The sequence below is a fragment of the Actinomycetospora straminea genome (genome assembly GCF_028737255.1).
GTDB lineage: Bacteria > Actinomycetota > Actinomycetes > Mycobacteriales > Pseudonocardiaceae > Actinomycetospora > Actinomycetospora straminea.
This window is the reverse complement of the sequence record NZ_JAQZAN010000006.1, coordinates 163,144-186,673: the sequence shown is the minus strand read 5'-3', so window position 1 is coordinate 186,673 and position 23,530 is coordinate 163,144. Positions and strand designations below refer to the sequence as shown.

Annotated in this window: 19 protein-coding genes; 9 read left to right on the top strand and 10 right to left on the bottom strand. The window is 75.2% G+C overall.

Going from position 1 to position 23,530, the window contains the following annotated elements:
* Window positions 1-7: 7 nt before the first annotated feature.
* Both PH190_RS11090 and PH190_RS11085 read left to right on the top strand, forming a co-directional pair.
* Window positions 8-2,809 (top strand): ATP-binding protein, encoded by a 2,802-nt coding sequence (locus tag PH190_RS11090; RefSeq protein ID WP_274231562.1) that lies wholly within the window; start codon window positions 8-10, stop codon window positions 2,807-2,809.
* 62 nt (window positions 2,810-2,871) lie between these two features.
* On the top strand, window positions 2,872-3,702 hold the full coding sequence (locus PH190_RS11085) for an alpha/beta fold hydrolase (RefSeq protein ID WP_274231561.1): 831 nt from the start codon (window positions 2,872-2,874) through the stop codon (window positions 3,700-3,702).
* On the opposite strand, the gene panB is transcribed toward PH190_RS11085, so the two are convergent.
* The 3 genes from panB to PH190_RS11070 form a co-directional block, all read right to left on the bottom strand.
* On the bottom strand, window positions 3,699-4,550 hold the full coding sequence (panB, locus tag PH190_RS11080; RefSeq protein WP_274231560.1) for a 3-methyl-2-oxobutanoate hydroxymethyltransferase: 852 nt from the start codon (window positions 4,548-4,550) through the stop codon (window positions 3,699-3,701). The two genes, PH190_RS11085 and panB, sit on opposite strands and share 4 nt — an antisense overlap.
* A gap of 131 nt (window positions 4,551-4,681) precedes the next feature.
* A complete protein-coding gene (locus tag PH190_RS11075) occupies window positions 4,682-5,719 on the bottom strand; it encodes a cytochrome P450 (protein WP_274231559.1) in 1,038 nt (345 codons plus the stop codon).
* A gap of 255 nt (window positions 5,720-5,974) precedes the next feature.
* The gene (locus PH190_RS11070; protein WP_274231558.1) at window positions 5,975-7,375 is read right to left on the bottom strand and encodes an NAD(P)/FAD-dependent oxidoreductase; all 1,401 of its coding nucleotides are present in this window, start codon (window positions 7,373-7,375) and stop codon (window positions 5,975-5,977) included.
* A 131-nt stretch (window positions 7,376-7,506) separates the two neighbouring features.
* Here PH190_RS11070 and PH190_RS11065 point away from each other — a divergent pair, with 131 nt between their 5' ends.
* From PH190_RS11065 to PH190_RS11045, 5 genes are all read left to right on the top strand, one after another.
* Window positions 7,507-9,102 (top strand): alpha/beta hydrolase, encoded by a 1,596-nt coding sequence (locus tag PH190_RS11065; RefSeq protein WP_274231557.1) that lies wholly within the window; start codon window positions 7,507-7,509, stop codon window positions 9,100-9,102.
* Between the two features lie 53 nt (window positions 9,103-9,155).
* Window positions 9,156-10,499, top strand: a complete 1,344-nt coding sequence (glnA, locus tag PH190_RS11060) for a type I glutamate--ammonia ligase (protein ID WP_274231556.1) — start codon at window positions 9,156-9,158, stop codon at window positions 10,497-10,499.
* A 28-nt stretch (window positions 10,500-10,527) separates the two neighbouring features.
* Window positions 10,528-13,605 (top strand): bifunctional [glutamine synthetase] adenylyltransferase/[glutamine synthetase]-adenylyl-L-tyrosine phosphorylase, encoded by a 3,078-nt coding sequence (locus PH190_RS11055; RefSeq protein WP_274231555.1) that lies wholly within the window; start codon window positions 10,528-10,530, stop codon window positions 13,603-13,605.
* Window positions 13,606-13,755: 150 nt separating this feature from the next.
* On the top strand, window positions 13,756-14,100 hold the full coding sequence (locus tag PH190_RS11050) for a hypothetical protein (protein WP_274231554.1): 345 nt from the start codon (window positions 13,756-13,758) through the stop codon (window positions 14,098-14,100).
* Between the two features lie 24 nt (window positions 14,101-14,124).
* A complete protein-coding gene (locus PH190_RS11045; RefSeq protein WP_274231553.1) occupies window positions 14,125-14,322 on the top strand; it encodes a hypothetical protein in 198 nt (65 codons plus the stop codon).
* Window positions 14,323-14,381: 59 nt separating this feature from the next.
* Here PH190_RS11045 and glnA (PH190_RS11040) read toward each other — a convergent pair whose 3' ends face one another.
* Window positions 14,382-15,803: a type I glutamate--ammonia ligase gene (gene glnA / locus PH190_RS11040; protein ID WP_274231552.1), complete on the bottom strand. Its 1,422-nt coding sequence runs from the start codon at window positions 15,801-15,803 to the stop codon at window positions 14,382-14,384.
* Window positions 15,804-16,067: 264 nt separating this feature from the next.
* Between glnA (PH190_RS11040) and PH190_RS11035 the strand changes: the two genes are divergently transcribed.
* A complete protein-coding gene (locus PH190_RS11035) occupies window positions 16,068-16,619 on the top strand; it encodes an RDD family protein (RefSeq protein ID WP_274231551.1) in 552 nt (183 codons plus the stop codon).
* Window positions 16,620-16,642: 23 nt separating this feature from the next.
* On the opposite strand, the gene PH190_RS11030 is transcribed toward PH190_RS11035, so the two are convergent.
* Both PH190_RS11030 and lipA read right to left on the bottom strand, forming a co-directional pair.
* On the bottom strand, window positions 16,643-17,389 hold the full coding sequence (locus PH190_RS11030) for a DUF4191 domain-containing protein (protein ID WP_274231550.1): 747 nt from the start codon (window positions 17,387-17,389) through the stop codon (window positions 16,643-16,645).
* A 33-nt stretch (window positions 17,390-17,422) separates the two neighbouring features.
* Window positions 17,423-18,403, bottom strand: coding sequence for a lipoyl synthase (gene lipA / locus PH190_RS11025; RefSeq protein ID WP_274231650.1), 981 nt, complete (start codon window positions 18,401-18,403; stop codon window positions 17,423-17,425).
* 135 nt (window positions 18,404-18,538) lie between these two features.
* Here lipA and PH190_RS11020 point away from each other — a divergent pair, with 135 nt between their 5' ends.
* Complete coding sequence (locus PH190_RS11020; protein WP_274231549.1) at window positions 18,539-19,471, top strand: LLM class F420-dependent oxidoreductase; 933 nt, start codon at window positions 18,539-18,541, stop codon at window positions 19,469-19,471.
* A 1-nt stretch (window position 19,472) separates the two neighbouring features.
* Here PH190_RS11020 and PH190_RS11015 read toward each other — a convergent pair whose 3' ends face one another.
* The 4 genes from PH190_RS11015 to PH190_RS11000 form a co-directional block, all read right to left on the bottom strand.
* Window positions 19,473-20,393, bottom strand: a complete 921-nt coding sequence (locus tag PH190_RS11015) for an LLM class flavin-dependent oxidoreductase (protein WP_274231548.1) — start codon at window positions 20,391-20,393, stop codon at window positions 19,473-19,475.
* 139 nt (window positions 20,394-20,532) lie between these two features.
* Entirely contained in the window at window positions 20,533-21,291 is a 759-nt protein-coding gene (gene lipB / locus PH190_RS11010; RefSeq protein WP_274231547.1) for a lipoyl(octanoyl) transferase LipB, read from the bottom strand.
* A 10-nt stretch (window positions 21,292-21,301) separates the two neighbouring features.
* The gene (locus PH190_RS11005) at window positions 21,302-22,570 is read right to left on the bottom strand and encodes an FAD-dependent oxidoreductase (RefSeq protein WP_274231546.1); all 1,269 of its coding nucleotides are present in this window, start codon (window positions 22,568-22,570) and stop codon (window positions 21,302-21,304) included.
* Entirely contained in the window at window positions 22,567-23,460 is an 894-nt protein-coding gene (locus tag PH190_RS11000; RefSeq protein ID WP_274231545.1) for a TIGR01777 family oxidoreductase, read from the bottom strand. The genes PH190_RS11005 and PH190_RS11000 overlap by 4 nt, the downstream gene beginning before the upstream one ends.
* Window positions 23,461-23,530 lie beyond the last annotated feature (70 nt).

Genomic DNA, 23,530 nt, shown 5'->3' with positions numbered 1-23,530 from the left:
TGGGTCGATGCAGGCCGGGCCGGGTGCGGCACCGCTGATCGGGCGTGACGACGAGGTCGCGGCCCTGGTCGCGGCGGCGCTGTCCGGGCCCGGCGGGGTGACGCTGGTCGCCGGCGAGGCGGGCAGCGGCAAGACCCGACTGCTCGACGAGGTCGCCGTGCGCGCCACGGCCGCGGGCGCGCGCGTGCTGCGCGGGCACGCCGTGCCCGGCGGCGGGCCCTACCGCCCGCTCGCCGAGGCGCTGGCCGCCGTCGCGAGCCCGGCGCTCGCCGACCAGCCGCGCCTCGCCCCGTTCCGCGCGGTCCTCGCCCGGGTGCTGCCCGCGTGGACGGCGGGCCCGGCGATCACCGCGACCGCCCCGTACCTCGTCGACCCGGTCCTCGTGCTCGGCGAGGCCGTCGTCGAGCTGCTCGGGGTGATCGCGGGGGAGGGGCGCGCGGTCGTGGTGCTCGACGACCTGCACTGGGCCGACCGCGACACCCTCGCCGTGCTCGAGTACCTCGCCGGCCGGCTCGGCGGCGGCGTCCGGGTGCTCGGCTCGGTGCGCTCCGACGAGCGGCCGCCGGAGGGCTTCGCGCCGCTGCGTCGCGCGCGGGTCCCGGTGGTGGAGCTCGGGCGTCTGGCCCGCGACGACGCGGCGTCGCTGGCGGGCGCGGTGCTCGGGGCCGCGCTCGCCGACGACGTCCGCGACCACGTCGTGGCGGCCGCCGACGGGCTGCCGCTGCTGGTCGAGGAGCTCGCCACGCGCCTGGCCGACGCCGGCGCGATCACCCGGCGTGACGGTCACTGGCGCGCGTCGGGGCCGCTGCCCGTCGAGGTCCCGGAGGCCTTCGCCGAGGCGGTGGCCGCGCGGGTCGCCGCCCTGGACGCGGGCGACCGGGACGTGGTCCGGGTGGCGGCCCTGCTCGGGCGCGACCTGGCGTGGGACCTGCTGCCGACCGCCGCCGGCGTCGACGACGCTGACGCGGCCGCGGCGCTGCGCCGCGCGGTGGAGGCCCGCCTGCTCGTCCCGGACGCGGACGGCGGGCTGCGCTGGCGGCACGCGCTGACCCAGGACGCGGTGCTCGCGGCCCTCACCGGCCCCGAGCGCGCCGTCCTCGCCGCCCGGGCCGCCGCGGCCCTCGACGCCGACGACCTCGCCGGCCCGCGGCTCGCCCGCGTCGCCGAGCTCCACGCCCGCGGCGGCGATCCCGACCGCGCCGCCGAGCTCCTGCTGCGCCACGCCCGCGAGCACCGGGCCGCGGGCGCGCCGGCCGCGGCCCTCGGTGTCCTCGAGCAGGCGACGGCGCTGGCGGGGGAGGCCCAGCGGCTGCCGGTCGCGCTCGAGCGCGTCGAGGTGCTCGCCCTGGCCGCCCGCACCGACGAGGCGCTGGCCGTCGGCGGGCACCTGCTCCCCGGCGCCGCGGAGCCGGCGCGCACCGCGCTCGCGGTCGCCCTGGCCCGCGCGTGCGTCGCCGCCGAACGGTTCGACGAGGCCCGGGCCCTGCTCGCCCGGGGGCGGGACGACGACCCGCGCGTGCTCGCCCTCGCCGCCCACGTCGCGCTGGGCGTCGGCGAGGTCTCCGAGGCCCTGCGCCTGGCGGAGCCCGCCGTCGCGGCCGCCGAGACCCGGGCGCCGGAGGCGGCCTGCGAGGCCCTCGAGGTGGTCGGACGGGCCCACCGCCGCGACGACCCGGAGCGGTCGGCGGCCGCGTTCCGTCGCGCCGCGGAGATCGCCGAGCGGCACGGCCTGACGGCGTGGCGCCTCCGCGCGCTCTCCGAGCTCGGCGTGGCCGACATGTTCGGCACGGGCGGCGGCGAGTCCCTGCGCCGCGCCCGGGAGCTGGCGCAGGAGGCGGGCATGGTCGGGACGGCCGTCATGCTCGAGCTGCAGCTGGTGGCGGTCGACAACGGGAGCGCGGGGCCGGTCGCGAGCGCGGTCGCGGCCGAGCGCGTCGCGGAGCGCGCCGGCCGCCTCGGCTTGCGGGGGTTTCGCGGGCACGCGCTGGCCTTCGTGGCGCGTGGGCGGGTGTTCGCCGACCGGTTCGACGAGGTCGACGCCCTCTTCGCCGAGGCGGCGGCGCTCTCGGCGAACCCGGTGCACGTGGAGAGCGCGGAGGCGCTGGCCCGGGCCCACGACCGCTGGCTCGCGGGCGACGTCGCCGCGGCCCTCCCCTGCTACGACGCCGCGATCGACGTCCTGCGCCGCGCCGAGAGCGCGAACCCGACGCCGTCGTGGGGCGAGCGCGCCGTGCTGCGGACCGCGCTCGACCCCGACGACCCCGCGCCGCGCGAGGAGCTGCGGGGCTCGGACGTGCTGGTCCAGGTGCTGAACCGGGCGGCCCTGCACTTCTGCGACGCGATCGCCGCGGCGCACCGCGGCGACGACCCGTCCGCCGAGCTCGCCGCCGGCGACGCCCTCGTGACGTCCCGGCCGTTCTTCCGCCACCTGCTGCGCGGCCTCCTGCTCGAGCACGGTGGGCGCGTGCTCGGCGACCCGGTCCCCGTCCTGCACGAGATCCTCGCGTGGACCGCGGGCACCGGCGAGGACCGGCTCGCCGCGTGGTCCCGGGCGCGGCTGCGCGCGCTCGGGGCGCCGGTGCCGCGCCCGCAGCGCGACCTCACCGACGTGCCGCCGACCCTGCGCGCGCAGGGCGTCACGGGTCGCGAGATGGAGGTCCTGCGCCTGGTCGGCGAGGGGCTCGCGAACCCGGAGATCGCGGAGCGCCTGGTCGTGTCCCGGCGGACCGTCGAGACGCACGTCGGCAACCTGCTCGCCAAGACGGGCGCGACGAGCCGGGGTGAGCTGCGGAGAGCGATCCCGCCCTGACCCCGCTGGATCCGTGCGGCGCACGGAGTCGCGGGCCGCGCCCGGCGAGCACCGTTCCGGGCATGACGCACACACACCAGATCACCACCGACGTCGTCGACCTGGGCGACGTCCGACTGCGCTACCGCGAGCGCGGCACCGGGGCCCCGGTCCTGCTGCTGCACGCCGGCGGGTCCGGGGAGTGGTTCGCCCCGGTGTTCGACGAGCCCGCCCTCGACGGCGTGCGCCTCGTCGAGGTCCAGCGCGCCGGCTACGGCGACAGCTCGACCCCCGAGGGCCACCTCACCTTCGCCGACCACGCCCGGCACGCCCGCCGGCTGCTCGGCGAACTCGGGATCGAGCGGGCGACGTGGGTCGGGCACTCGTCGAGCGCGAGCATGGCCCTGCAGGGCGCGCTCGACGCCCCCGAGGCCGTCGCGCGGCTGGTGCTCCTCGAGCCGGCGCCGAGCCCCGCCGGCCCGTCCGCGGAGGAGCTCGTCCGCACGTCCGTCGGCCCCGCCATCGGCGCGGCGCAGGCCGGCGACGTCCGCGGCGCCGTCGACACGTTCATGACGGGCGTGTGCGGGCCGGGCTGGGCCGCCCTCGCCCGGCACCGCCTCGGGGGCGACGCGATCGAGCGCATCGTCCGCGACTCGCGGTTCTTCCTCACCGACGAGGTCGTCGCCGCCATGGAGTGGCCGATCGACGAGGCCACTGCGGGCCGGATCGCGGTCCCGACGACGTTCGTCTACGGGCTGGAGGGCGCCACGCGGTCCCACGAGGAGACCACGCGGATGCTCGCCGACTGGGTGCCCGGCGCCGAGCTGATCGCCCTGCCCGGCGTCGGGCACGCCATGCCGCTCGAGGACCCGTCCGCTGTGGCGCGCCTGATCGCCGACCGGGTGGCGACCTAGTCGAAGCTGTGCTCGGGGCCCGGGAAGACGCCCTCGCGCACCTCGCGGGCGTAGGTGCTCGCGGCGTCGGCGAGCACCGAGCCCATCTCGGCGTAGCGCCTGACGAAGCGCGGGGTGCGCCGCGACGGGTCGGAGAGCCCGACCATGTCGGTCCAGACCAGCACCTGGGCGTCGCACTCCGGGCCGGCGCCGATGCCCACGGTCGGGATCGGCACCTCGGCCGTCACCCGCTTGGCGACGTGCGCGGGCACCATCTCGAGGACGACCGCGAACGCGCCGGCCTCGGTGACCGCGCGGGCGTCGGCGAGGAGCTTCTCGGCGGCGTCGTCACCCCGGCCCTGCACGCGGTAGCCGCCGAGGGCGTGCTCGCTCTGCGGGGTGAAGCCGAGGTGCGCCATCACCGGGATGCCGGCGTCGACGATGGCGCGGATGCGGTCGGCGTAGTGCGCGCCGCCCTCGAGCTTGACGGCGTGCGCGCCGCCGGACTTCATGAAGTCGACGGCGGTGGTGACGGCCTGCTGGACCGAGACCTGGTAGCTGCCGAACGGCAGGTCGGCGACCACCAGCGCGTGCGGGGCCCCGCGCACCACGGCGCGGGTGAGGATCAGCAGCTCCTCGGTGGTCACCGGCACCGTGGTGTCGTAGCCGAGCACGGTGTTGCCCGCCGAGTCGCCGACGAGGAGGACGGGCACGCCCGCCTCGTCGAAGATCCGCGCGGTGTTCACGTCGTAGGCCGTGAGCATCGGCCAGCGCTCGCCGCGGGCCTTCATCTCCTGCAGGTGGTGCACGCGGGTGCGCCTCGGACGCCCAGAAGGAGTCGACGCAGCGGTGCCCTGGGGTGACGTCATCGTCGTCCGTCCTTGCCTCGAGGCCCGCCGGCTGCGGCGGGTCCCCGGGTCGTCGGGGTGGATGAGCACACCGTGTCACCGCGCGGACGCGGCGGCCGCCCGCTGGGACCAGCCTCACAACGGGGAGCGGGTCAGGACGGATCCCACGTCACCGGGAGGTCGGTGAGACCACGGAACACCCAGCCGAACCACGCCTCGTCCCGGCGGGTGTCGGTGCGGAGGCCGGGCAACGCCGCGTACAGCAGGGGGACCGCGATCTCCCCGATCGCGATGCGGGCCGCCCAGTGCCCGGGGCAGAGGTGGACCCCGCTCCCGAAGCCGAGGTGCGCGCGCTCCGACCGCGCGATGTCGAAGCGCTCGGGGCGGTCGAACACGGCGGGGTCGCGGTTGGCGGCGCCGACCACGACGCCGAGCACCGCCCCCGCCGGCAGCTCGACGCCGTCGAGCACGGTGGTCCGGGTCGTCTCGCGGGGGTACATCCCGATCGGCGAGAGCCACCGGAGCGCCTCGTCGAACACGACCGACCAGAGCGAGGGGTCGGCGAGGACGCGGTCGCGCTGCTCGGGGTGCCGGCTCAGCGCCCAGACGATGTTCGTGACCATGTGCTGCGGCTCGTTGAGCCCGCCCGAGATCGTCAGCTTGACGTTCGCCCGCACCGCGGACTCGGGGAGGTCGGCGTTGACCAGCGCCGAGGTCATGGAGGCGTCCGGGTGGCGGCGCAGGTGGGGGAGCAGGGCGTCGAGGTGCTCGTCGACCTCCCGCCGGGCGTCCTCGCACCGCGCCCAGATCGCCGGGTCGTGGCCGAGGTTCCCGACCCCGGCGATGAAGGCGTGCGACCAGCGCGCCACGTCGTCGGGCGTGGCCTCGGGGAGCCCGAGGAGGTCGACGAGGTTCCGCGCGGCCACCGGCGCCGCGTAGTCGCGGTTCAGCTCGGCCCGGTCGGGGCCGTGGTCGCGGAGGACGTCGAGCTGGACCCGCGCGTTGTGCTCGAAGCGCGGCGCCCAGAGCGCGCGGATGCTCTTCGCCCGCAGACCCGGCGTGATCGGCGCCCGCTCCACGGCGTGCCGGGGGCCGTCCTTGCGCAGCATGGGCTTCGCGCCCAGCGCCCGGGCCATCGTCGCCCCGCTGCCGCCGACGTCGGCCGAGTACGTGTCCTGGTCGGCCTCCACGGCGCGGCACGCGGCGTACCCGACGACGAGGTGGCGCTGCAGGGCCGCACCCGGACGACGGGTCCCTGCTCCCGCAGCCGGGCGTAGGTCTCGTAGGGGTCCCGGAGCATCGCGTCGACGTCGACCCGGTCGGCCGTGGGCGCCGTCGCGGTGGTCGTGCTGTCGGCCATCGCGCGCTCCTCGGGTCGCACCACCACGGCGTCGACCAGCGTCGGGGCAGCACGCCGCCGGTGTAAAGCGACGCAAGGGCGCGGCTCACCCGGCGATGAGGTCCAGCAGCTCCGTGCGGTCCGGGCCGGGCGGTGGCTCGGGTGCCTGGCCACGTCGTCGGGCGACGGCGGCGCCGATGTGCGGCCGGGCGAGGACTTCGGAGGGCAGGGCGAGGCACGTGAGGACCTCGAGGAGGGCGCGGAAGACTTCGGGGTCCTCCATCGCCGCCGCGGCGAAGGCGGCGACGTCGGGATCGGGGGCGGGCGGTGCCTCGCCGCGGCGCAGGGCGTCCATCTCCGCGACGCGGGCCCGGTCGGCGCGCAGCTGGTTCCGCACGTAGGGCGCGACCCGGTCGTCCCCGAGCTCGTGGAAGGCCGCGGCGAACGCGGTCGGCTCGTCGGGGTGGACGCGCAGGACATCACGGAGCAGCTCGGCGTGCATCAGTCCGACGCTGATGCCCTTGCCGGCCGACGGGTTGGTGCAGGCCCAGGCGTCCCCGACCGCGGTGAAGCCCGTGACGACCGGCGAGCCGTCGACGACGAGCGAGCGGGTGCGGTCGAGCACTCCCGCCATGACCTCGACACCCGGCTCCGCCGGCGCGTCCACCCAGTGCGCCTGGAGCGGGAAGCCGTGAAGGACGCGGTCGAAGCAGTCGGGGCGTCGCAGCTCTTTGACCGGCACGTCCCCGGAGCTCCCGAACACCGTCACCGACCACGTGTCGTTGTCGGACGGCAGCGTCAGGACCGTGACCGTCCCGTACGGCGTCAGGGGCCCCGACTGCCACTCGGGCAGCGGGCCCGAGAAGTAGCGCGTGTAGTAGGCGAAGCCGCTGTCCTCCGCGACGCGTTCCGGCGGGACGGCGCCGAGGTCGGCCAGCCAGGCGTCCGCCGGCGTGCGGCGGCCCATGGCGTCGACGACCAGGTCGGCGCGGAGGCGCTCGCCGCGATCGGTGATCACACCGGCGACGTGGGGGACGCCCTCGAGGACACGGGGTCCGTCGAGGAGGCCGGTGACCCGGACCCCGCGGCGGACGGTGAGCATCGGCTGGTGCTCGGCCCGCTGCGCCAGCACGGCCTCGAGCACCGGGCGACGGCCGGTGACCCATCGGAGCCGGCCGTCATCGGGTCGGGGTGCATGGTCGCCGAGGGACGGCGGGGAGGCGTCCAGGGGGTCGAAGGCTCGACAGCCGACGCCGAGGAGCGCGTCGGTCACGCCCGGGAGGCCCTCGTCGCAGATGTGGCGGAACCGGGGGAAGACGCAGTGCGGCTGGTGGAACTGGGCCACCCCGCGCCGGGACCACGCCGACCACGCCGCCGCGGCAGCGTCGGGTGCCGGTGCCGGGTCGGACTCCAGCACGGTCACGCGGCGGCCGTCACCCGCCAGCATCATCGCCAGCGCGAGACCTACGACGCCCGCGCCACACACCACCACATGCCCGTCGTCCATGGCCCGAGCCTCGGCCGGGCCCGCAGGGGTCGCGTCGGGGTCGGGCACCGAGAAATGCTCATCCGCACACCGGGAGCCGGCTGCCGAGCCCGTCACCGGACGATCACGGGCCGCGTGGGAAGGTGGCCGCCGTGCGCCCCGCCCCCGTCCGACACCGCCGTCGCCCGAGTGCCCTGGTCGCCGCCGTCCTCGGGGTCGCCGCGGTCGTGCTGGGGGCGTGCGCGCAGGTGGTGCCCGGGGTCGCGGTGCCCGACCCGGCCGCCGCGGCGCCGCCGGGGCTGGAGCGGTTCTACGGCCAGCAGCTCGCGTGGGGACCGTGCGTGCCGTTCGCGGCCACCGACGAGGACCGGCAGATCTACGCCGACCCCGCGCTGCAGTGCGCGCGCCTCGAGGTGCCGCTCGACTACGCGCGGCCGGACGAGCGCACCGGGACGATCGCCGTGCTGCGCCACGCGGCGCCGGCGTCGCCGGAGCGCATCGGCTCGCTGGTGATCAACCCGGGCGGGCCGGGGGCCTCGGGCGTCCAGACCGCCGCGTACCTGTCGACGTCGCTGGCGCAGACCGACGTCGGCCGACGCTTCGACGTCGTCGGCTTCGACCCCCGCGGCGTCGGGGCGAGCGAGCCCGCGATCCGCTGCCTCGAGCCCGCCGAGCGCGACGCCGACCGCCGCGACGACGACACCGACGCCTCGCCCGCCGGCGTCGCCCAGACGGAGGCCGAGGAGCGCCGCACCGCCGAGCTCTGCGCCGAGCGCAGCGGTCTCGACCTGCTCGCCAACGCGGGCACCCGCGACGTCGCCCGGGACATGGACGTGCTGCGGGCGGCGCTCGGCGACCCGCGCCTGACCTACCTCGGCTACTCCTACGGCACCCGGATCGGCTCCACGTACGCCGAGCAGTTCCCGGCGAACGTCCGGGCGATGGTGCTCGACGGCGCGCTCGACCCCGACCAGGACCCGACCACCGAGCTCATCGAGCAGGGCCGCGGCTTCCAGGGCGCGTTCGACGCCTTCGCCCGCGACTGCGCGTCGCGGCCGAACTGCCCGCTGGGCCAGGACCCGGCGCGCACCACCCAGGCCTACCAGCAGCTCACCCGGCCGCTGATCGACGCGCCGCTGCCCCTGCCCGACGGGCGCGTGCTGTCCTACGCCGACGCGCAGCAGGGCACCATCAACGCGCTCTACGTCGAGACCTACTGGCCCCGGCTGGTCCGCGCGCTGAACGACCTGCGGGCCGGCCAGGGCGGCGCGCTGATGACGCTCGCCGACGAGTACTACGAGCGGAACCGCGACGGCAGCTACGCCTCGTCGCAGGACGCGTTCGAGGTGGTCCGCTGCGCCGACGACCCGCGCGTCACCGACCCGGCCCAGTCCCTGGCCCGCGCCGAGGCCTACAACGAGGCCGCGCCGTTCCTCGACAGCGGGCGCGGGGTCTCCTCGGCGCGCGACAGCTGCGCGTTCTGGCCGACCCCGCCGACGAGCCAGCCGCACGTGCCGCAGGTCCCGGGCCTCGCGCCGCCGCTGGTCGTCTCGACCACCGGCGACCCGGCCACGCCGTACCAGGCGGGCGTGGAGCTGGCCCGCGCGCTGAACGGCTCGCTGCTGACGAAGGTCGGCGACGAGCACACCGCGGTGTTCCAGAGCTCGCCGTGCGTCGACGACATCGCGACCCGCTACCTCGTCGACGGCACCCCCGCGCCGCCCGGCGCGACGTGCCCCGCGTCCTGACGTGACCAGGCCCCGTCTTTCGAGGATCTGTACCCGGACCTAGGGTCGGCGGCATGGATCGCCAGCAGGAGTTCGTCCTGCGCACGCTGGAGGAGCGCGACATCCGCTTCGTGCGGCTGTGGTTCACCGACGTGCTCGGTTACCTCAAGTCGGTGGCGGTCGCCCCGGCCGAGCTCGAGGGCGCCTTCGCCGAGGGCATCGGGTTCGACGGGTCGGCGATCGAGGGCTTCGCGCGGGTCTACGAGTCGGACATGGTCGCCAAGCCCGACCCGTCGACGTTCCAGGTGCTCCCGTGGGAGACCGCGGGCGGCGGGCACTACTCGGCGCGCATGTTCTGCGACATCACGATGCCCGACGGCTCGCCGTCGTGGGCCGATCCGCGTCACGTGCTGCGCCGCAGCCTCTCGCGGGCCGCCGAGGCGGGATTCACCTGCTACGTGCACCCGGAGATCGAGTTCTACCTGCTGCGCGACCTGCCCGGGGACGGCACGCCCCCGGTGCCCGCCGACACCGGCGGCTACTTCGACCAGGCCAGCCACGACGTCGCGCCGCACTTCCGGCGCCGCTGCATCGAGGCGCTCGAGGCCATGGGCATCTCGGTGGAGTTCAGCCACCACGAGGGCGGGCCGGGCCAGCAGGAGATCGATCTGCGCTACGCCGACGCCCTGACGATGGCGGACAACATCATGACCTTCCGCTACATCGTCAAGGAGGTCGCGATCACCCAGGGTGTGAACGCGTCCTTCATGCCCAAGCCGTTCACCGAGCACCCCGGCTCGGCGATGCACACGCACGTCAGCCTCTTCGAGGGCGACCAGAACGCCTTCCACGACGCGTCCGAGCCCTACGAGCTGTCCAAGACCGGCAAGGCGTTCGTCGCCGGCGTGCTGCGCCACGCGCGCGAGATCTCCGCGGTGACCAACCAGTTCGTCAACTCCTACAAGCGCCTGATCGTCGGCGGCGAGGCCCCGACGACGGTGTGCTGGGGCCACGCGAACCGCTCGGCGCTGGTCCGCGTGCCGATGTACTCGCCGGGCAAGGCGTCGTCGCGCCGGGTCGAGGTGCGCACCATCGACACCGCCGCGAACCCCTACCTGGCCTACGCGGCGATCCTCGGCGCCGGCCTGCAGGGGGTGGCCGAGGGCTACGAGCTGCCGCCGGCCGCGGAGGACAACGTGTGGATGCTCTCCGAGGGCGAGCGCCGCGCGATGGGCTACGAGACGCTGCCCCAGAACCTCGACGGCGCGCTCGCGGCGATGGAGCGCTCCGAGCTCATGGCCGAGGTCCTCGGCGAGCACGTCTTCGACTTCTTCCTGCGCAACAAGCGCGCGGAGTGGGACGCCTACCGGCGCAACGTCACCCCGTACGAGCTGGCGACGTACCTGCCGACGCTGTGACCGGCGCTGTGACCGGGTCGGTGACCGCATGACCCGCGCCCACCGCGCACCGGCGCGCCTCGGGCTGACCGACCCCGACGCCGGCCCCCGCCTCGGGGCGCTCGGCTGGTGGGACGAGGACGCCCCGGTCGCGGGCGCCGAGCTCGTCGTCTGGGCGCTGGCGCGCAGCCCCGACCCGGACCTCGCCCTGCTCGCCGTCGAGCGGCTGCGCGAGGCGATGGGCGAGCAGGATTGGTCGGCGCTCGACGAGGCCCTGCGCACCGACCAGGGCCTGCGCGGGCGGCTGCTCTCGGTGCTCGGCGGCTCCACCGCCCTCGGCGACCACCTCATCGGCCACCCCGACCGCTGGCGCACCCTGCGCACCGAGCACACCCCCGGGCGCACCTACGACGCCTCGCAGCTGCCCGACCTCGAGCAGCGCACGCAGACGCTGTTCGCCGCGGTCGGGGCCGAGCACGCCCGTGACGCCGCGGGCGCGCCCCGCGCGACGGTGCTCGAACCGGCCGGCATCGGGGTGCTGCGCCTGGCCTACCGCGACGAGGTGCTGGCGCTGGCCGCCGCCGACCTGCAGTCGGTGTGCGAGCCGGACCTGCCGGTCGTGCCCGTCGAGGTCGTCGCCTCCGCGCTCGCCGACCTCGCCGCCGCCGGCCTGCGGGCCGCCCTCGCGGTCGCCGACGCGACGGTCGCCGACGCGCTGGGCAGCAAGGACGACCGCCAGCCCGACGATCCGCTGCCCTGCCGGCTCGGCGTCATCGGTATGGGTAAGTGCGGCGGCCGCGAGCTCAACTACGTCAGCGACATCGACGTGATCTTCGTGGCCGAGGGCCCCACCGACGTCGCCACCCGGCTCGCCTCGACGATGATGCGCGTCGCCACCGAGGCGTTCCTCGAGGTCGACGCCAACCTGCGCCCGGAGGGCCGGCAGGGCGCGCTGGTCCGCACGCTCGACGGGCACGTCTCCTACTACGAGCGCTGGGCGAAGACCTGGGAGTTCCAGGCGCTGCTCAAGGCCCGCCCGGTGGCCGGCGACGAGGACCTGGCCCGCGAGTACTGCGAAGCCCTCGCGCCGATGGTGTGGAGCGCCGCCGACCGCGACGACTTCGTCGCCGACGTCCGCGCCATGCGCCGGCGGGTCGTCGACCACATCCGCGCCGAGCACGCCGACCGCGAGCTCAAACTCGGCCGTGGCGGGCTGCGCGACGTCGAGTTCGCCGTGCAGCTGCTGCAGATGGTCCACGGCCGGGGCGACGAGACCATCCGCAGCCAGAACACCCTCGAGGCGCTCGCCGCCCTCGCCGACGGCGGCTACATCGGCCGCGACGACGCCGCGAACCTCGCCGCCTCGTACCGCTTCCTGCGGCTGCTCGAGCACCGCGTGCAGCTGCAGAAGATGCGCCGCACCCACCTCTTCCCGCCCGACGACGACACCGCGGGCCTGCGCTGGCTCGCGCGCGCGGCCAAGCTGCGCGCCGACGGGTCCCGCGACGCGGTCGGGGTGCTCCAGCACGAGCGTTCGCGGCACACGGTGCGCGTGCGGCGCCTGCACGAGAAGCTCTTCTACCGCCCGCTGCTCGAGTCGGTGGCCCGCGTGCCGGGCGAGGCCCTCGTCCTCACCTCCGAGTCGGCGATGCGCCGGCTCAAGGCGCTGGGGTGGACGTCGCCGCAGGGCGCGCTCGGCCACCTGCAGGCCCTGACCAGCGGCGTCAGCCGCGCGAGCCGCATCCAGCGTGCGCTGCTGCCCGTCCTGCTCGACGAGCTCGGCCACTCCGCCGACCCCGACCACGGGCTGCTCGCCTACCGCAAGGTGTCCGAGGCCCTCGCCGACACGCCCTGGTTCCTGGGCTACCTGCGCGACGAGGGCGTGGCCGCCGAGCGGCTGATGCGCGTGCTCGGGACCTCGCGCTGGGTCGCCGAGATGATGCCGCGGACCCCCGAGGTGCTGCGGCTCCTGGCCGGCGACGGGCCGAACGCCGAGCTCGTCGCCCGCCGCCCCGACGAGGTCGCCGCGTCGCTGCGCCGGGCCGTCGCGCGGCACACCGACCCGGGCTCCGCGGGCCAGGTCGGGCGGTCCATGCGCCGCATCGAGCTCGTGCGGGTGGCGTGCGCCGACCTGCTGGGCCTGCTCGACGTCCCCGCCGTCTGCGGGGCGCTGTCGAGCATCTGGGTCGCGGTGCTCCAGGCCGCCCTCGCCGCCGCCGAGCGCGGGCAGATGGGCGGTGTCGACGGGGGCCCGGCGCCCGCCCGGATCGCCGTCATCGGGATGGGGCGGCTCGGGGGCGCCGAGCTCGGCTACTCGTCGGACGCCGACGTGCTGTTCGTGTGCGAGCCCGCCGACGGTGTCGAGGACGCCGAGGCCGTCCGGTACGCGAAGGCCGTGGCGGAGGCGGCCGTGTCGGCCCTGGGCGCGCCGAGCCCCGACCCGCCGCTCGAGGTGGACACGAAGCTGCGGCCGGAGGGCAAGAGCGGGCCGCTCGTGCGCACCCTCGACTCCTACCGGCAGTACTACGCCAAGCTCGCCGACACCTGGGAGTACCAGGCGCTCCTGCGCGCCCGCCCGGTCGCCGGCGACGAGGCGCTGGGCGCGGCGTTCGTCGAGGCCATCGACCCGTACCGCTACCCGGCCGACGGGCTGCCCGACGAGAAGGCCGTCGAGATCCGGCGGATCAAGGCGCGCGTCGACAACGAGCGCCTGCCGCGGCGCGCCGACAAGGCCCTGCACACCAAGCTCGGCACCGGCGGCCTCTCCGACGTCGAGTGGACCGTGCAGCTCCTGCAGCTCCAGCACGCCGGCGCGGTGCCGTCCCTGCGCACCCCCTCGACGCTCGAGGCCCTCGACGCGGCCGCGAAGGCCGGCCTCCTCGACGCGGGCGACGCCGAGGAGCTCGTCGCCGGCTGGACCATGGCCACCCACGCCCGCGCCGCCGCCACGCTCGTGCGCGGGCGGCCGACCGACGAGGTCCCGCGCTCCGGCCGCGACCTCGCCGCCGTTGCCTCGGCGCTGGGCCACGACCCCGACGACGACCCCGGCGAGTTCCTCGACGAGTACCGCCGCGTCACCCGCCGCGCCCGGGCGGTCGTCGACCGGGTCTTCTACCTGGTGGACTGAGCCACGGCGCTCCTGGCGGGGAGATCAGGAGGACGCCAGGCACCTCGAGGGGCCCGTCGAGGTGCTTGACGTCCTGGTGATCTCCGGGTCGGCGGACACACCCGGCCGTGTGGGTGGCGTTCGGGCCGTCCATCCCCGACGATCGAACACGTGTTCGATGAGCGAGGTCCGGCGCAGCGCCGCAACGACCGGTCCGGCGCGCTGCAGCGCGACGAGGTCAAGCGCGTCTGGGTCGACCTCGCGATCGCCTACCCGCGCCCGCGGGAGAGCCCCGTCCGCCCGATGCCCGAGGGCGTCGACCTCCAGAGCCGGGTCCCCGGCGAGCTCCTGGCCTGGCGGCGCACGACGACGGGGGAGTGGGTGGGCTGGGTGTGCCTGCCCGTGCGGCGCGGCGAGGAGATCCGCTACGTCTACCAGTACGTCGTCGCGGCGGCGCTGTCCCCGCGGGAGGACGTGCCGGACAGGAGATCACCCGACGGTCCGTCCGGGCGCTGACCCGGCCGTGCCAGCATGGCGTCCATGCTCTCGGCCCTCGGTCTCACCACCATCCGCCGCTGCGTGGTCGGGTGGGTGATCAGCGCCGTGCTCCTGGTCGCCGGGCTGGTGCTCACGTTCACGCCGCGGCCGGCCATCGGGATCGTGCTCTTCGCCCTCGGCGTGGCGGGGATCGTGCTGGTCACGTTCGCGGTCCTGCAGATCCGCCGGAACCCCCGCTGACGCACGACGACCCGGCACCCCGGTGACGGGGTGCCGGGCCGTCGTGGCTCAGCCGCTGATCAGCAGTTGTAGTACAGCTCGAACTCGTACGGGTGCGGACGCAGGCGCAGGCCCGTGACGTCGTCGCGCTTGAGCTCGATCCACTTCTCGATGAGGTCCGAGGTGAACACGCCGCCCTCGAGCAGGTAGTCGTGGTCGGCCTCGAGGTTGTTCACCGCGGCGTCGAGGCTGGCCGGGACCTGCGCGATGTTCGCGGCCTCCTCCGGGGGCAGCTCGTAGAGGTCCTTGTCGATCGGCGTCGGCGGCTCGATCTTGTTCCGGATGCCGTCGAGGCCGGCCATCATCATGGCGGCGAAGGACAGGTACGGGTTGCCCGACGAGTCGGGGCAGCGGAACTCGAGGCGCTTGGCCTTCGGGTTGTCGCCGGTGATCGGGATGCGGACGCAGGCCGAGCGGTTCCGGTTCGAGTAGACCAGGTTGATCGGGGCCTCGAAGCCGGGCACCAGGCGGTGGTACGAGTTCGCCGTGGCGTTGGTGAACGCGACCAGGCTGGGGGCGTGGTGCAGGATGCCGCCGATGTAGTGGCGGCCCAGGTCCGACAGCCCCGCGTAGCCGTTGGCGTCGTAGAACAGCGGCTCGCCGCCCTTGAACAGCGACTGGTGGCAGTGCATGCCCGAGCCGTTGTCGCCGGCGAGCGGCTTCGGCATGAAGGTCACGCTCTTGCCGGCCTGCCACGCCGTGTTCTTGACGATGTACTTGAACAGCTGCAGGTCGTCCGCGGCGTGCAGCAGCGTGTTGAACTTGTAGTTGATCTCGGCCTGGCCGCCGGTGCCGACCTCGTGGTGCAGCTTCTCGAGCTCGAAGCCGGCGTTGATGAGGTTGGTGCCGATGGCGGCGCGCAGGTCGGAGCTCTGGTCGGTCGGCTCGACGGGGAAGTACCCGCCCTTGAAGGCGATCTTGTTGCCCTTGTTGCCGCCCGGCTCGTCGCGTCCGGCGTTCCAGGCGCCCTCGACCGAGTCGACCTCGTAGAACGTCCCGTTGGCCTTCGACTCGTAGCGCACCGAGTCGAAGATGTAGAACTCCGCCTCGGGGCCGAAGAAGCAGGTGTCGGCGACGTCGACGGTCGAGAGGAACTTCTCGGCCTTGCGGGCGACGTTGCGCGGGTCGCGGCTGTAGGCCTCGAGGGTCAGCGGGTCGTGCACGAAGAAGTTGACGTTGAGGGTCTTCTGCGCGCGGAACGGGTCGATGCGGGCCGTCGCGATGTCGGGCAGCAGCGACATGTCCGACTCGTTGATGCTCTGGAAACCGGTGATCGACGAACCGTCGAAGGCGAAGCCGGTGGTGAACACGTCCTCGTCGAACTCCGACGCCGGCACGGTGAAGTGCTGCATCTGCCCCGGCAGGTCGCAGAAGCGGACGTCGACGTACTTCACCCCCTCGTCGGAGATGTACTTGAAGACCTCGTCCTGATTGTTGAACACCCTCGGTGGCTCCTTCACACGCTTGCCGGTGACGACGGGGGTCGAGTGGTCAGCGGATCGCACCGTACCCACTGATCGGGGGCATCGACCGTGACCGGTCCAGGTGATCCCGACGCTAGGTGGGTGCTGTTGCTCGGTCGTCACCAGCATGTTTCACAGCAGTTAACGCGCACCGGGTGCTCGGGCGGCGACGCAGCGGTACCGCTGCGGTCTCGCCGTCGTCTCCAGCCCGCCCGCGCTCCCGGTCCGCCGTAGCCTGTCACGGTGTCGTGGTTCCGTGAATGGCTGGACGGCTCCGCCCCTCCCGCCGACACGCCCTCCCGCACTCCGTCCGACGCTCCCGGCGACACCGCCGAACGCCGCGCGACGCGGCCGCCGGAGGCACGCGGGTCGGCCCCACGCGGGGCGCCGGAGTCCGAGGGCCACCCCGGCGAGCGCCTCGGCCTGCCCGAACGCGGTCCCGGCTCGGTGGCGACGCTGGGCCGCCGCGGCGCGCAGTTCCTGCTCGACGCGCTGATCGCCAGCCTGCTCGCGGGCCTGTTCACCTACCCCGCGCTGCCCCAGAACTGGAGCCTGCTGACCTGGGCGCTGATCATGGTCGTGCCCGTGGCGATCGTCGGCGCGACGCCCGCGATGGTGCTGCTCGGCCTGCGCGTCGTGCGCCTCGACCGGCCGGAGAAGGCGGGCGTCGGGCTGCTGTGGACGCTGGTGCGGACCCTGTCCGTGTTCTTCGTCATCCCCGCGCTGATCGTCGACCGCGACTCCCGCGGTGTGCAGGACCGCGCGAGCCGGACGGTGGTGGTCCGGACACGGTAGGCGGATGCGGTCGGTGGGCGCGCTCAGCGCCGGCGGGCGGTGCGCTGCATGCCCTTGAGCTGCTGCGCGTTCTTCGGCACCGGGCCCTTGGGCATGGCCGGGCCGCTGCGGTTGGCGAGCGCGGCGAGGCGCTTCTCCACCGTCTCCATCTGCTTCTTGTCGATGTTGCGCGGCAGCTTCGTCATGTGCCGCTGCAGCTTCGCCAGCGGGACCTGGCCCTCGTCCTCGCCGACCATGACCTCGTAGATCGGCACCTGGCCGACGATCCGGGCGACGCGCTTCTTCTCCTGCGCGACGAGGCTCTTCGTGCGGTGCGGGGCGCCCTCGGCCACGAGGACGACGCCGGGGCGGCCGATCACCCGGTGCACGGCGTCGAGCTGCGTCGTGCCCGCGACGGCCTGGCTGACCCGCCACTGGCCGCGCATGGTGTCGAGCGCCCAGCCGGCGGCGCCGGGCTGGCCGCTCGCCTTGGCGTAGACGTTCCGCTGCACCCGGCGACCGAAGATGATCACCGCCAGCAGGACGCCGAGCAGGATGCCGGTGGGCAGCAGGAACCACTGCTGGCCGATGAGCAGGCCGACCAGGAACAGCACGAGGCCGGTGCCGAGCACCGCGCCGATCATCAGCGGCAGGAGCAGCTTGTCCTCGCGGCGCTGCATCTGGAACGCCTGCCAGATCTGGCTGAAGCGCTCGCGACGCGCCGCCCTCGCGGCCTGCTTGGCGGCCTTCTTCTCTTCCTTGCTCGCCGCGCCGGAGCCCTGCTTCGCCATGCCCCCATCCTGCCCTATGGGTTCACGTGCTCGTCACCGCAACCGTGCGAGCACCTCGCCGACCTCCTGGCGGGCCGGGCCCTCCTCGGCGAGCTCGGCCATGCCCTCGGGCAGCGCCTCGCCGCGCGCGAGCTTGGCCTGCGCGTAGAGCCGTCCCGCGCGGTACGACGAGCGCACGAGCGGGCCGGCCATCACGCCGGGGAAGCCCATGGCCAGGGCGGCGTCGCGGTGCTCGACGAACTCCTCGGGCTTGACCCAGCGCTCCACGGGGTGGTGGCGCAGGCTCGGGCGCAGGTACTGCGTGAGCGTCAGCAGCTCGCAGCCTGCGTCGACGAGGTCCTGCATCGCGCCGGTGACCTCCTCGGGGGTCTCGCCCATGCCGAGGATCAGGTTCGACTTGGTGACCAGCCCGGCGTCGCGGGCCTGGCGGATGACGTCGAGCGAGCGCTCGTAGCGGAACCCCGGGCGGATGCGCCGGAAGATGCGCGGCACGGTCTCGAGGTTGTGCGCGAGCACCTCGGGGGCGGCGTCGAACACCGGCCCGAGCTGGTCGGCGCGCCCGTCGAAGTCGGGGATGAGCAGCTCGACGCCCGTGCCGGGGTTGAGCTCGTGCACCTGGCGGACGGTCTCGGCGTAGAGCCACGAGCCGCCGTCGTCGAGGTCGTCGCGGGCGACGCCGGTGATGGTCGAGTACCGCAGGCCCATCTGGCGGACCGACTCTGCGACCTTCCGCGGCTCCATCGTGTCGAGCGGCGAGGGCTTGCCCGTGTCGATCTGGCAGAAGTCGCACCGGCGGGTGCACTGCTCGCCGCCGATGAGGAACGTCGCCTCGCGGTCCTCCCAGCACTCGAAGATGTTGGGGCAGCCGGCCTCCTCGCACACGGTGGCGAGGCCCGAGCCCTTCACCAGGCCCTTCAGCTCGGTGAAGTTCGGTCCGGTGGCCACACGCGTGCGGATCCACTCCGGCTTGCGCTCGATGGGCGTCTGGGAGTTGCGGACCTCGAGCCGCAACATCTTCCGCGGGCCCGACGGATCTTGGCTGGGGGCGACCGTCACCCCCCCGACCCTACGCCGCACGGGCGACGGCGTCGGGCGGATGTGACCCCCGGGGGACGGTTCGGATGTGCACCGCCGGACTACCCTGATCGTGTGGACCTCCGGATCTTCACCGAGCCGCAGCAGGGCGCCGCGTACGATGACCTGCTCCGTGTGGCTCGTGCGGCGGAGGACGCGGGGTTCGACGCGTTCTTCCGGTCGGACCACTACCTGGCGATGGGGGAGGCCAACGGCCTGCCCGGGCCGACCGACGCGTGGGTGACGCTCGGGGCGCTCGCCCGCGAGACCACCACCATCCGGCTCGGCACCCTCATGACCGCCGCGACGTTCCGCCTGCCCGGCCCGCTCGGGGTGGCCGTCGCGCAGGTCGACCAGATGTCTGGCGGGCGCGTCGAGCTCGGGCTCGGGACCGGCTGGTACGAGGCCGAGCACCGCGCCTACGGCATCCCGTTCCCGTCGACGTCGGAGCGCTTCGGGATGCTCGCCGAGCAGCTGGAGATCCTCACCGGGTCCTGGCTCACCCCGGTCGGCGTCCCGTACACCCACCACGGCGAGCACTACACCTTCGCCGACAGCCCCGGCCTGCCCAAGCCGCTGCAGACGCCCTACCCGCCGATCATCGTCGGCGGCAACGGCGCGCGGCGGACGCCGCAGCTCGCCGCGACCTACGCGACCGAGTTCAACATGCCCTTCGCCGGGCTCGACGACCTCGTCGCCGGCCGAGAGCGCGTCGACGACGCCTGCCGCGAGCGCGGGCGCGACCCCGCGACGCTCGGCCGCTCGACCGCCCAGGTCGTCTGCACCGGCAAGGACGACGCCGAGGTCGCCCGCCGCGCCGCCGCCATCGGCCGCGCGCCCGACGAGCTGCGCGCGAACGGGCTCGCGGGCACGCCCGCCGAGGTCGTCGACAAGCTCGGGGCGTTCCGCGAGGAGGCCGGGCTGCAGCGCGTCTACCTGCAGATCCTCGACCTCTCCGACCTCGACCACCTCGAGCTGGTGGCCTCGGCGATCGCGCCGCAGGTGTAGGTCAGCGGGCGGCGTCGAGGAAGCGCTCCAGCTCACCACGGGTGTCCGGGCCGCAGGGCAGGAAGACGATCTCGGTGACGCCGCGGGCGGCGAGATCGTGGAGCCGGTCGCGGATCTCGTGGCGGGTCCCGGTCAGGGTCGCCTCGCGCACCATGGCGTACCCGCCGGCCCGCCAGGCCGCCTCGTCGGCGTCGTTGAGCTCGACGCAGTGCCCGACGTGCACCGCGAGGTGCCGCTGCTTCTCCGGCGTCTGCTCGACGGTGTCCATCCACACGTCGCCGCCGACGAGCCCGCGCGCGGCGTCGGGGCCGCCGAACTCGTAGGCGCCGTGGTAGGCGAGCGCCCACCCGGGGCCCGCGGCCTCACGCGCGTGGTCGGAGTCCTGCTCCTCGTCCTCGTCGAGCACCGTGCCCCACGCGAGGTAGGGCACCCAGGAGTACGCCGACATGAACTCCGGCTGCGCGAGCGTCACGAACAGGCCGTCGCCGAGCTCGCGGGCGACGGCGTCACCCTTCGGGCCGAGGGCCCCGACCAGCACGGGCACCTCGATCGGCCGCGCCGGCGCGTGGCCGTCGGGGTGGAGCATCCGCATCGACGCGCCCTCCCACTCGACGACCTCGCCGCGCAGGAGACCCCGGTAGGCGCGGATGTAGGCGTCCATGAAAGACCACGGGATCGCGCGGTAGCCCATCGCGCGCCGCCCGGTGAAGCCCGTGCCGAAGGAGATCGCGACGCGCCCCGGGGCGAGCGCGGCCAGGGTCGCGGTGGCGGCGGCGTTGACCATCGGGTGGCGCAGGGTGGGGACGAGGACGCCGGGACCGAGCCCGATCCGCTCGGTACGCGCCGCGGCGAGAGCCAGCGTCATCCACACGTCGGGGCTCTGCTGCGGGGTGTCGTAGATCCACGCCCGCTCGTAGCCCACCCAGGTGCTCGGCGACGGCGATGTCCTCGGGTGTGCTCAGCGCGGTGGGGAAGGCGACGGACACGTCCACGGCGAGCTCCTCGGGGCGGCGATGTGATCCAGCGCACCGTCGCGTCGTCGAGGAGAGGGTGTCAAGCGATCAGCGCGCGGCGCCGACCCGCACCGTCAGCCCGCCGACCGTGACGTCCTGCGCGGCGTCGGGCGCCGCGTCGGGCGGCGCGGGCAGCGTGCGCTCGGTCAGCGCGAGCGAGCCGTCGAGGGCCGCGAGGACGGCCTCCCGGGTCGCGTCGCGGACGTCGTCGACACCCACGTGGCGCCCGAGCTCGGCGGTGAGGCTGGTGACGCCGGCATCGCGGATGCCGCACGGGACGATGGCGCCGAACGCCGCGAGGTCCGGGTCGGCGTTGAGGGCGAACCCGTGCAGCGTCACGCCGCGGGCCACGCGCACGCCGATCGCGGCGATCTTGCGGGCGGGGCCGCGGTCGTCGGCGGGCAGCCAGACGCCGCTGCGGCCGTCGATGCGGCCCACCGCGAGGCCGTAGGCGTCGCACACCGCGATGAGCGCCTGTTCGAGCCGCCGCACGTGGTCGACGACGTCCACGGGCTGCGCGAGCCCGATGATCGGGTAGCCGACGAGCTGCCCCGGGCCGTGCCAGGTGATCTTGCCGCCGCGGTCGACGTCGATCACCGGCGTGCCGTCGACCGGCCGCTCCTCGGGCCGCGTGCGACGCCCCGCCGTGTAGACCGACGGGTGCTCGAGCAGCAGCAGCGTGTCCGGGCCGCCCGCGACCCGCGCGTCGGCGTGCGCGCGCTGGCGCTCCCAGGCCTCGAGGTAGTCGACGGTGCCGAGCTCGTGGACCTCGACGGGCTCGCTGGCGGCGCGGCTGGAGCGGCTCACGGGGCCGACGCTACCCCTGCCGGAGGTGCGCCAGCGCCTCCTGCGCGGTCCGCCGCCCGCTGACCAGCGCGCCCTGGGTCGACGGGGTGTCGCGGTGGTCGCCGGCGACGAAGAGGCCGTCGCCGAGGTCCACGGGGCGGCGCAGGCCGACCGGGGTGGGCGGCACGGCGGCGGGCAGCGCGCGCGGGACCCGGACGGTCGCGAGCTCGTCCCACGCGCCGACCGGCGTGCCCCAGAGGCGGGCGAGCTCGCCGCGCAGCTCGCGCTCGGGCAGGGGGTCGGGGCCGAGCACGGTGCTCGCGACGAGGTGCCGGTGGTCGGGGGAGTAGGAGGGCGCGCCGGCGGTGAGCACCGTCGTGTTGACCACCGGCCCGCCCGCCCCGTCGAGGTGCAGCAGCGCCTGGCGGGTCGGGGGCTCGGCGGTGACGTGGTAGTGCGTGGTCAGGGCGAAGGTGCGCGGCGGCGGCACGCGCCCGGCGAGGAGCCCGGCGGCGGCGGTGCCCTCGGTGGCCACGACCACGACGCCGGCGCGGACCCGCCCGCGCGCCGTCTCGACGACGCCGGGCGCCACCCGCTCGACGGGCGTCCCGAGGTGCACGGTCCCCGCGGGCAGCCGGGCCGCGAGCTGGGCGGGCACGGCGCCGATGCCGCGCGAGGGCAGCGTCAGGTCGCCGAGGGCGAAGCTGCGCCAGAACAGGGAGAACACCCGCGAGGAGGTCTCGAGGTCGCGGTCGCCCAGCACCCCGTTGAGGAAGGGCCGCAGGAACGTCTCGGTCGGCCGCCCGCCGAGGCCCCAGCGCGCGAGCTCGTCGGCCGTCGAGCGCTCCGGGGCCCGGGCCTGGCGCGACGGCGGCACGAGCAGCGAGCGCAGCGTCACCGCGGCGACGCGGGCCTTCTCGCCCGGCCCGAGCAACGGGTCGACGGCGGTGCGCGGCGCCCAGGTGGGCACGCGGCGCGGGTCGGCGAGGCGGTGCAGGCGCCCGTCGGCGTCCCGGACCGCGGCGCCGGGCACGAAGCGGCGCAGGTCGAGGGCGTCGAGGTCGATCGCCGCGCGCAGCGCCGGGTACGAGGTGTTGAGGATCTGGAACCCGCGGTCGACGAGGAAGCCGTCGACCACGTCGGTGCGCACCCGCCCGCCGACCCCGTCGCCGGCCTCGCACACCACGACCGAGCGCCCGGCGCGCGCGACGACCTGGGCCGCGCGCAGGCCGGCGAGCCCGGCGCCGACCACGACGACGTCGACGGCGTCGGGCAGCTCGGCGGGGTCTTCCGCGGTCATGAGCCGTCGAGGACCGCGTGCAGCGCCTCGGACAGGGTGCGGTGGCGGAAGCGGAACCCCTCGCGCTCCAGCACCCCCGGCAGCACCCGCTGGCTGACCAGCACGCCCTCGTCGGCGAACTCGCCGAGCACCGTGCGCATCGCGAACCCGGGCACCAGCCACGGCGCGGGCCGGTGCATCTGCTCGGCGAGGACGCGGGTGAACTCGTCGTTGGTCACCGGGTCGGGGCCGGTGGCGTTCATCGGGCCGGCGACGCTGTCGTGCTCGAGGGCGTGGAGGATCGCGTCGACCTCGTCGTCGATCGAGATCCACGGCATGTACTGCGTGCCCGAGCCCAGCTTCCCGCCCAGCCCGAACCGGAACAGCGGCTTGAGCTGGCCCATCAGTCCGCCGTTCGGGGCGAGCACCAGGCCCGTGCGCAGCAGCACGACCCGCGCGCCCGCGTCGTCGGCCGGGCGGGTCGCGGCCTCCCAGTCGCGGCAGAGGTCCGAGAGGAAGCCGGAGCCGCGGCGGGCGGTCTCGTCGACGGCCATCGCCCCGGTGTCGCCGTACCAGCCGACCGCCGACCCGCTGACCATGGTCGGGATCCCGTGGTCGGCGACCGCCCGGGCGAGCACGTCGGTGGGGATCATGCGGCTGTCGCGCAGCTCCTGCTTGCGCGCGCCGGTCCAGCGCTTGTCACCGATGCCCGCCCCGGACAGGTTGACGACGGCGTCGGCACCCTCGAGCGCGCCGGGCGCGAGGTGCCCGGCGGCGGGGTCCCAGCCGCGCTCGTCCGGGGCCTGCGGGGTGCGCCGCACCAGCCGGACGACGTCGTGGCCGGCCTCCCGCAGCCGGGGGACCAGGGCGGTGCCGATGAGCCCGGAGGACCCGGCGATGACGACGCGCATGGGGTGATCGTCGCGGAGTGTCCTGCTCGCCGCGACCCGGGGTGGGGCGCCCGTCCCGAGCGAAGGGCCC

What these genes read in the sequence shown, in the direction of transcription:
- panB (WP_274231560.1), bottom strand. Translation starts at nt 4,550, where the DNA reads ATGACGTCACCCCAGGGCACCGCTGCGTCGACTCCTTCTGGGCGTCCG.
- PH190_RS11085 (WP_274231561.1), top strand. Translation starts at nt 2,872, where the DNA reads ATGACGCACACACACCAGATCACCACCGACGTCGTCGACCTGGGCGAC.
- PH190_RS11090 (WP_274231562.1), top strand. Translation starts at nt 8, where the DNA reads ATGCAGGCCGGGCCGGGTGCGGCACCGCTGATCGGGCGTGACGACGAG.
- PH190_RS11000 (WP_274231545.1), bottom strand. Translation starts at nt 23,460, where the DNA reads ATGCGCGTCGTCATCGCCGGGTCCTCCGGGCTCATCGGCACCGCCCTG.
- glnA (WP_274231556.1), top strand. Translation starts at nt 9,156, where the DNA reads ATGGATCGCCAGCAGGAGTTCGTCCTGCGCACGCTGGAGGAGCGCGAC.
- PH190_RS11045 (WP_274231553.1), top strand. Translation starts at nt 14,125, where the DNA reads ATGCTCTCGGCCCTCGGTCTCACCACCATCCGCCGCTGCGTGGTCGGG.
- PH190_RS11030 (WP_274231550.1), bottom strand. Translation starts at nt 17,389, where the DNA reads ATGGCGAAGCAGGGCTCCGGCGCGGCGAGCAAGGAAGAGAAGAAGGCC.
- PH190_RS11070 (WP_274231558.1), bottom strand. Translation starts at nt 7,375, where the DNA reads ATGGACGACGGGCATGTGGTGGTGTGTGGCGCGGGCGTCGTAGGTCTC.
- PH190_RS11005 (WP_274231546.1), bottom strand. Translation starts at nt 22,570, where the DNA reads ATGACCGCGGAAGACCCCGCCGAGCTGCCCGACGCCGTCGACGTCGTC.
- lipA (WP_274231650.1), bottom strand. Translation starts at nt 18,403, where the DNA reads ATGTTGCGGCTCGAGGTCCGCAACTCCCAGACGCCCATCGAGCGCAAG.
- PH190_RS11055 (WP_274231555.1), top strand. Translation starts at nt 10,528, where the DNA reads ATGACCCGCGCCCACCGCGCACCGGCGCGCCTCGGGCTGACCGACCCC.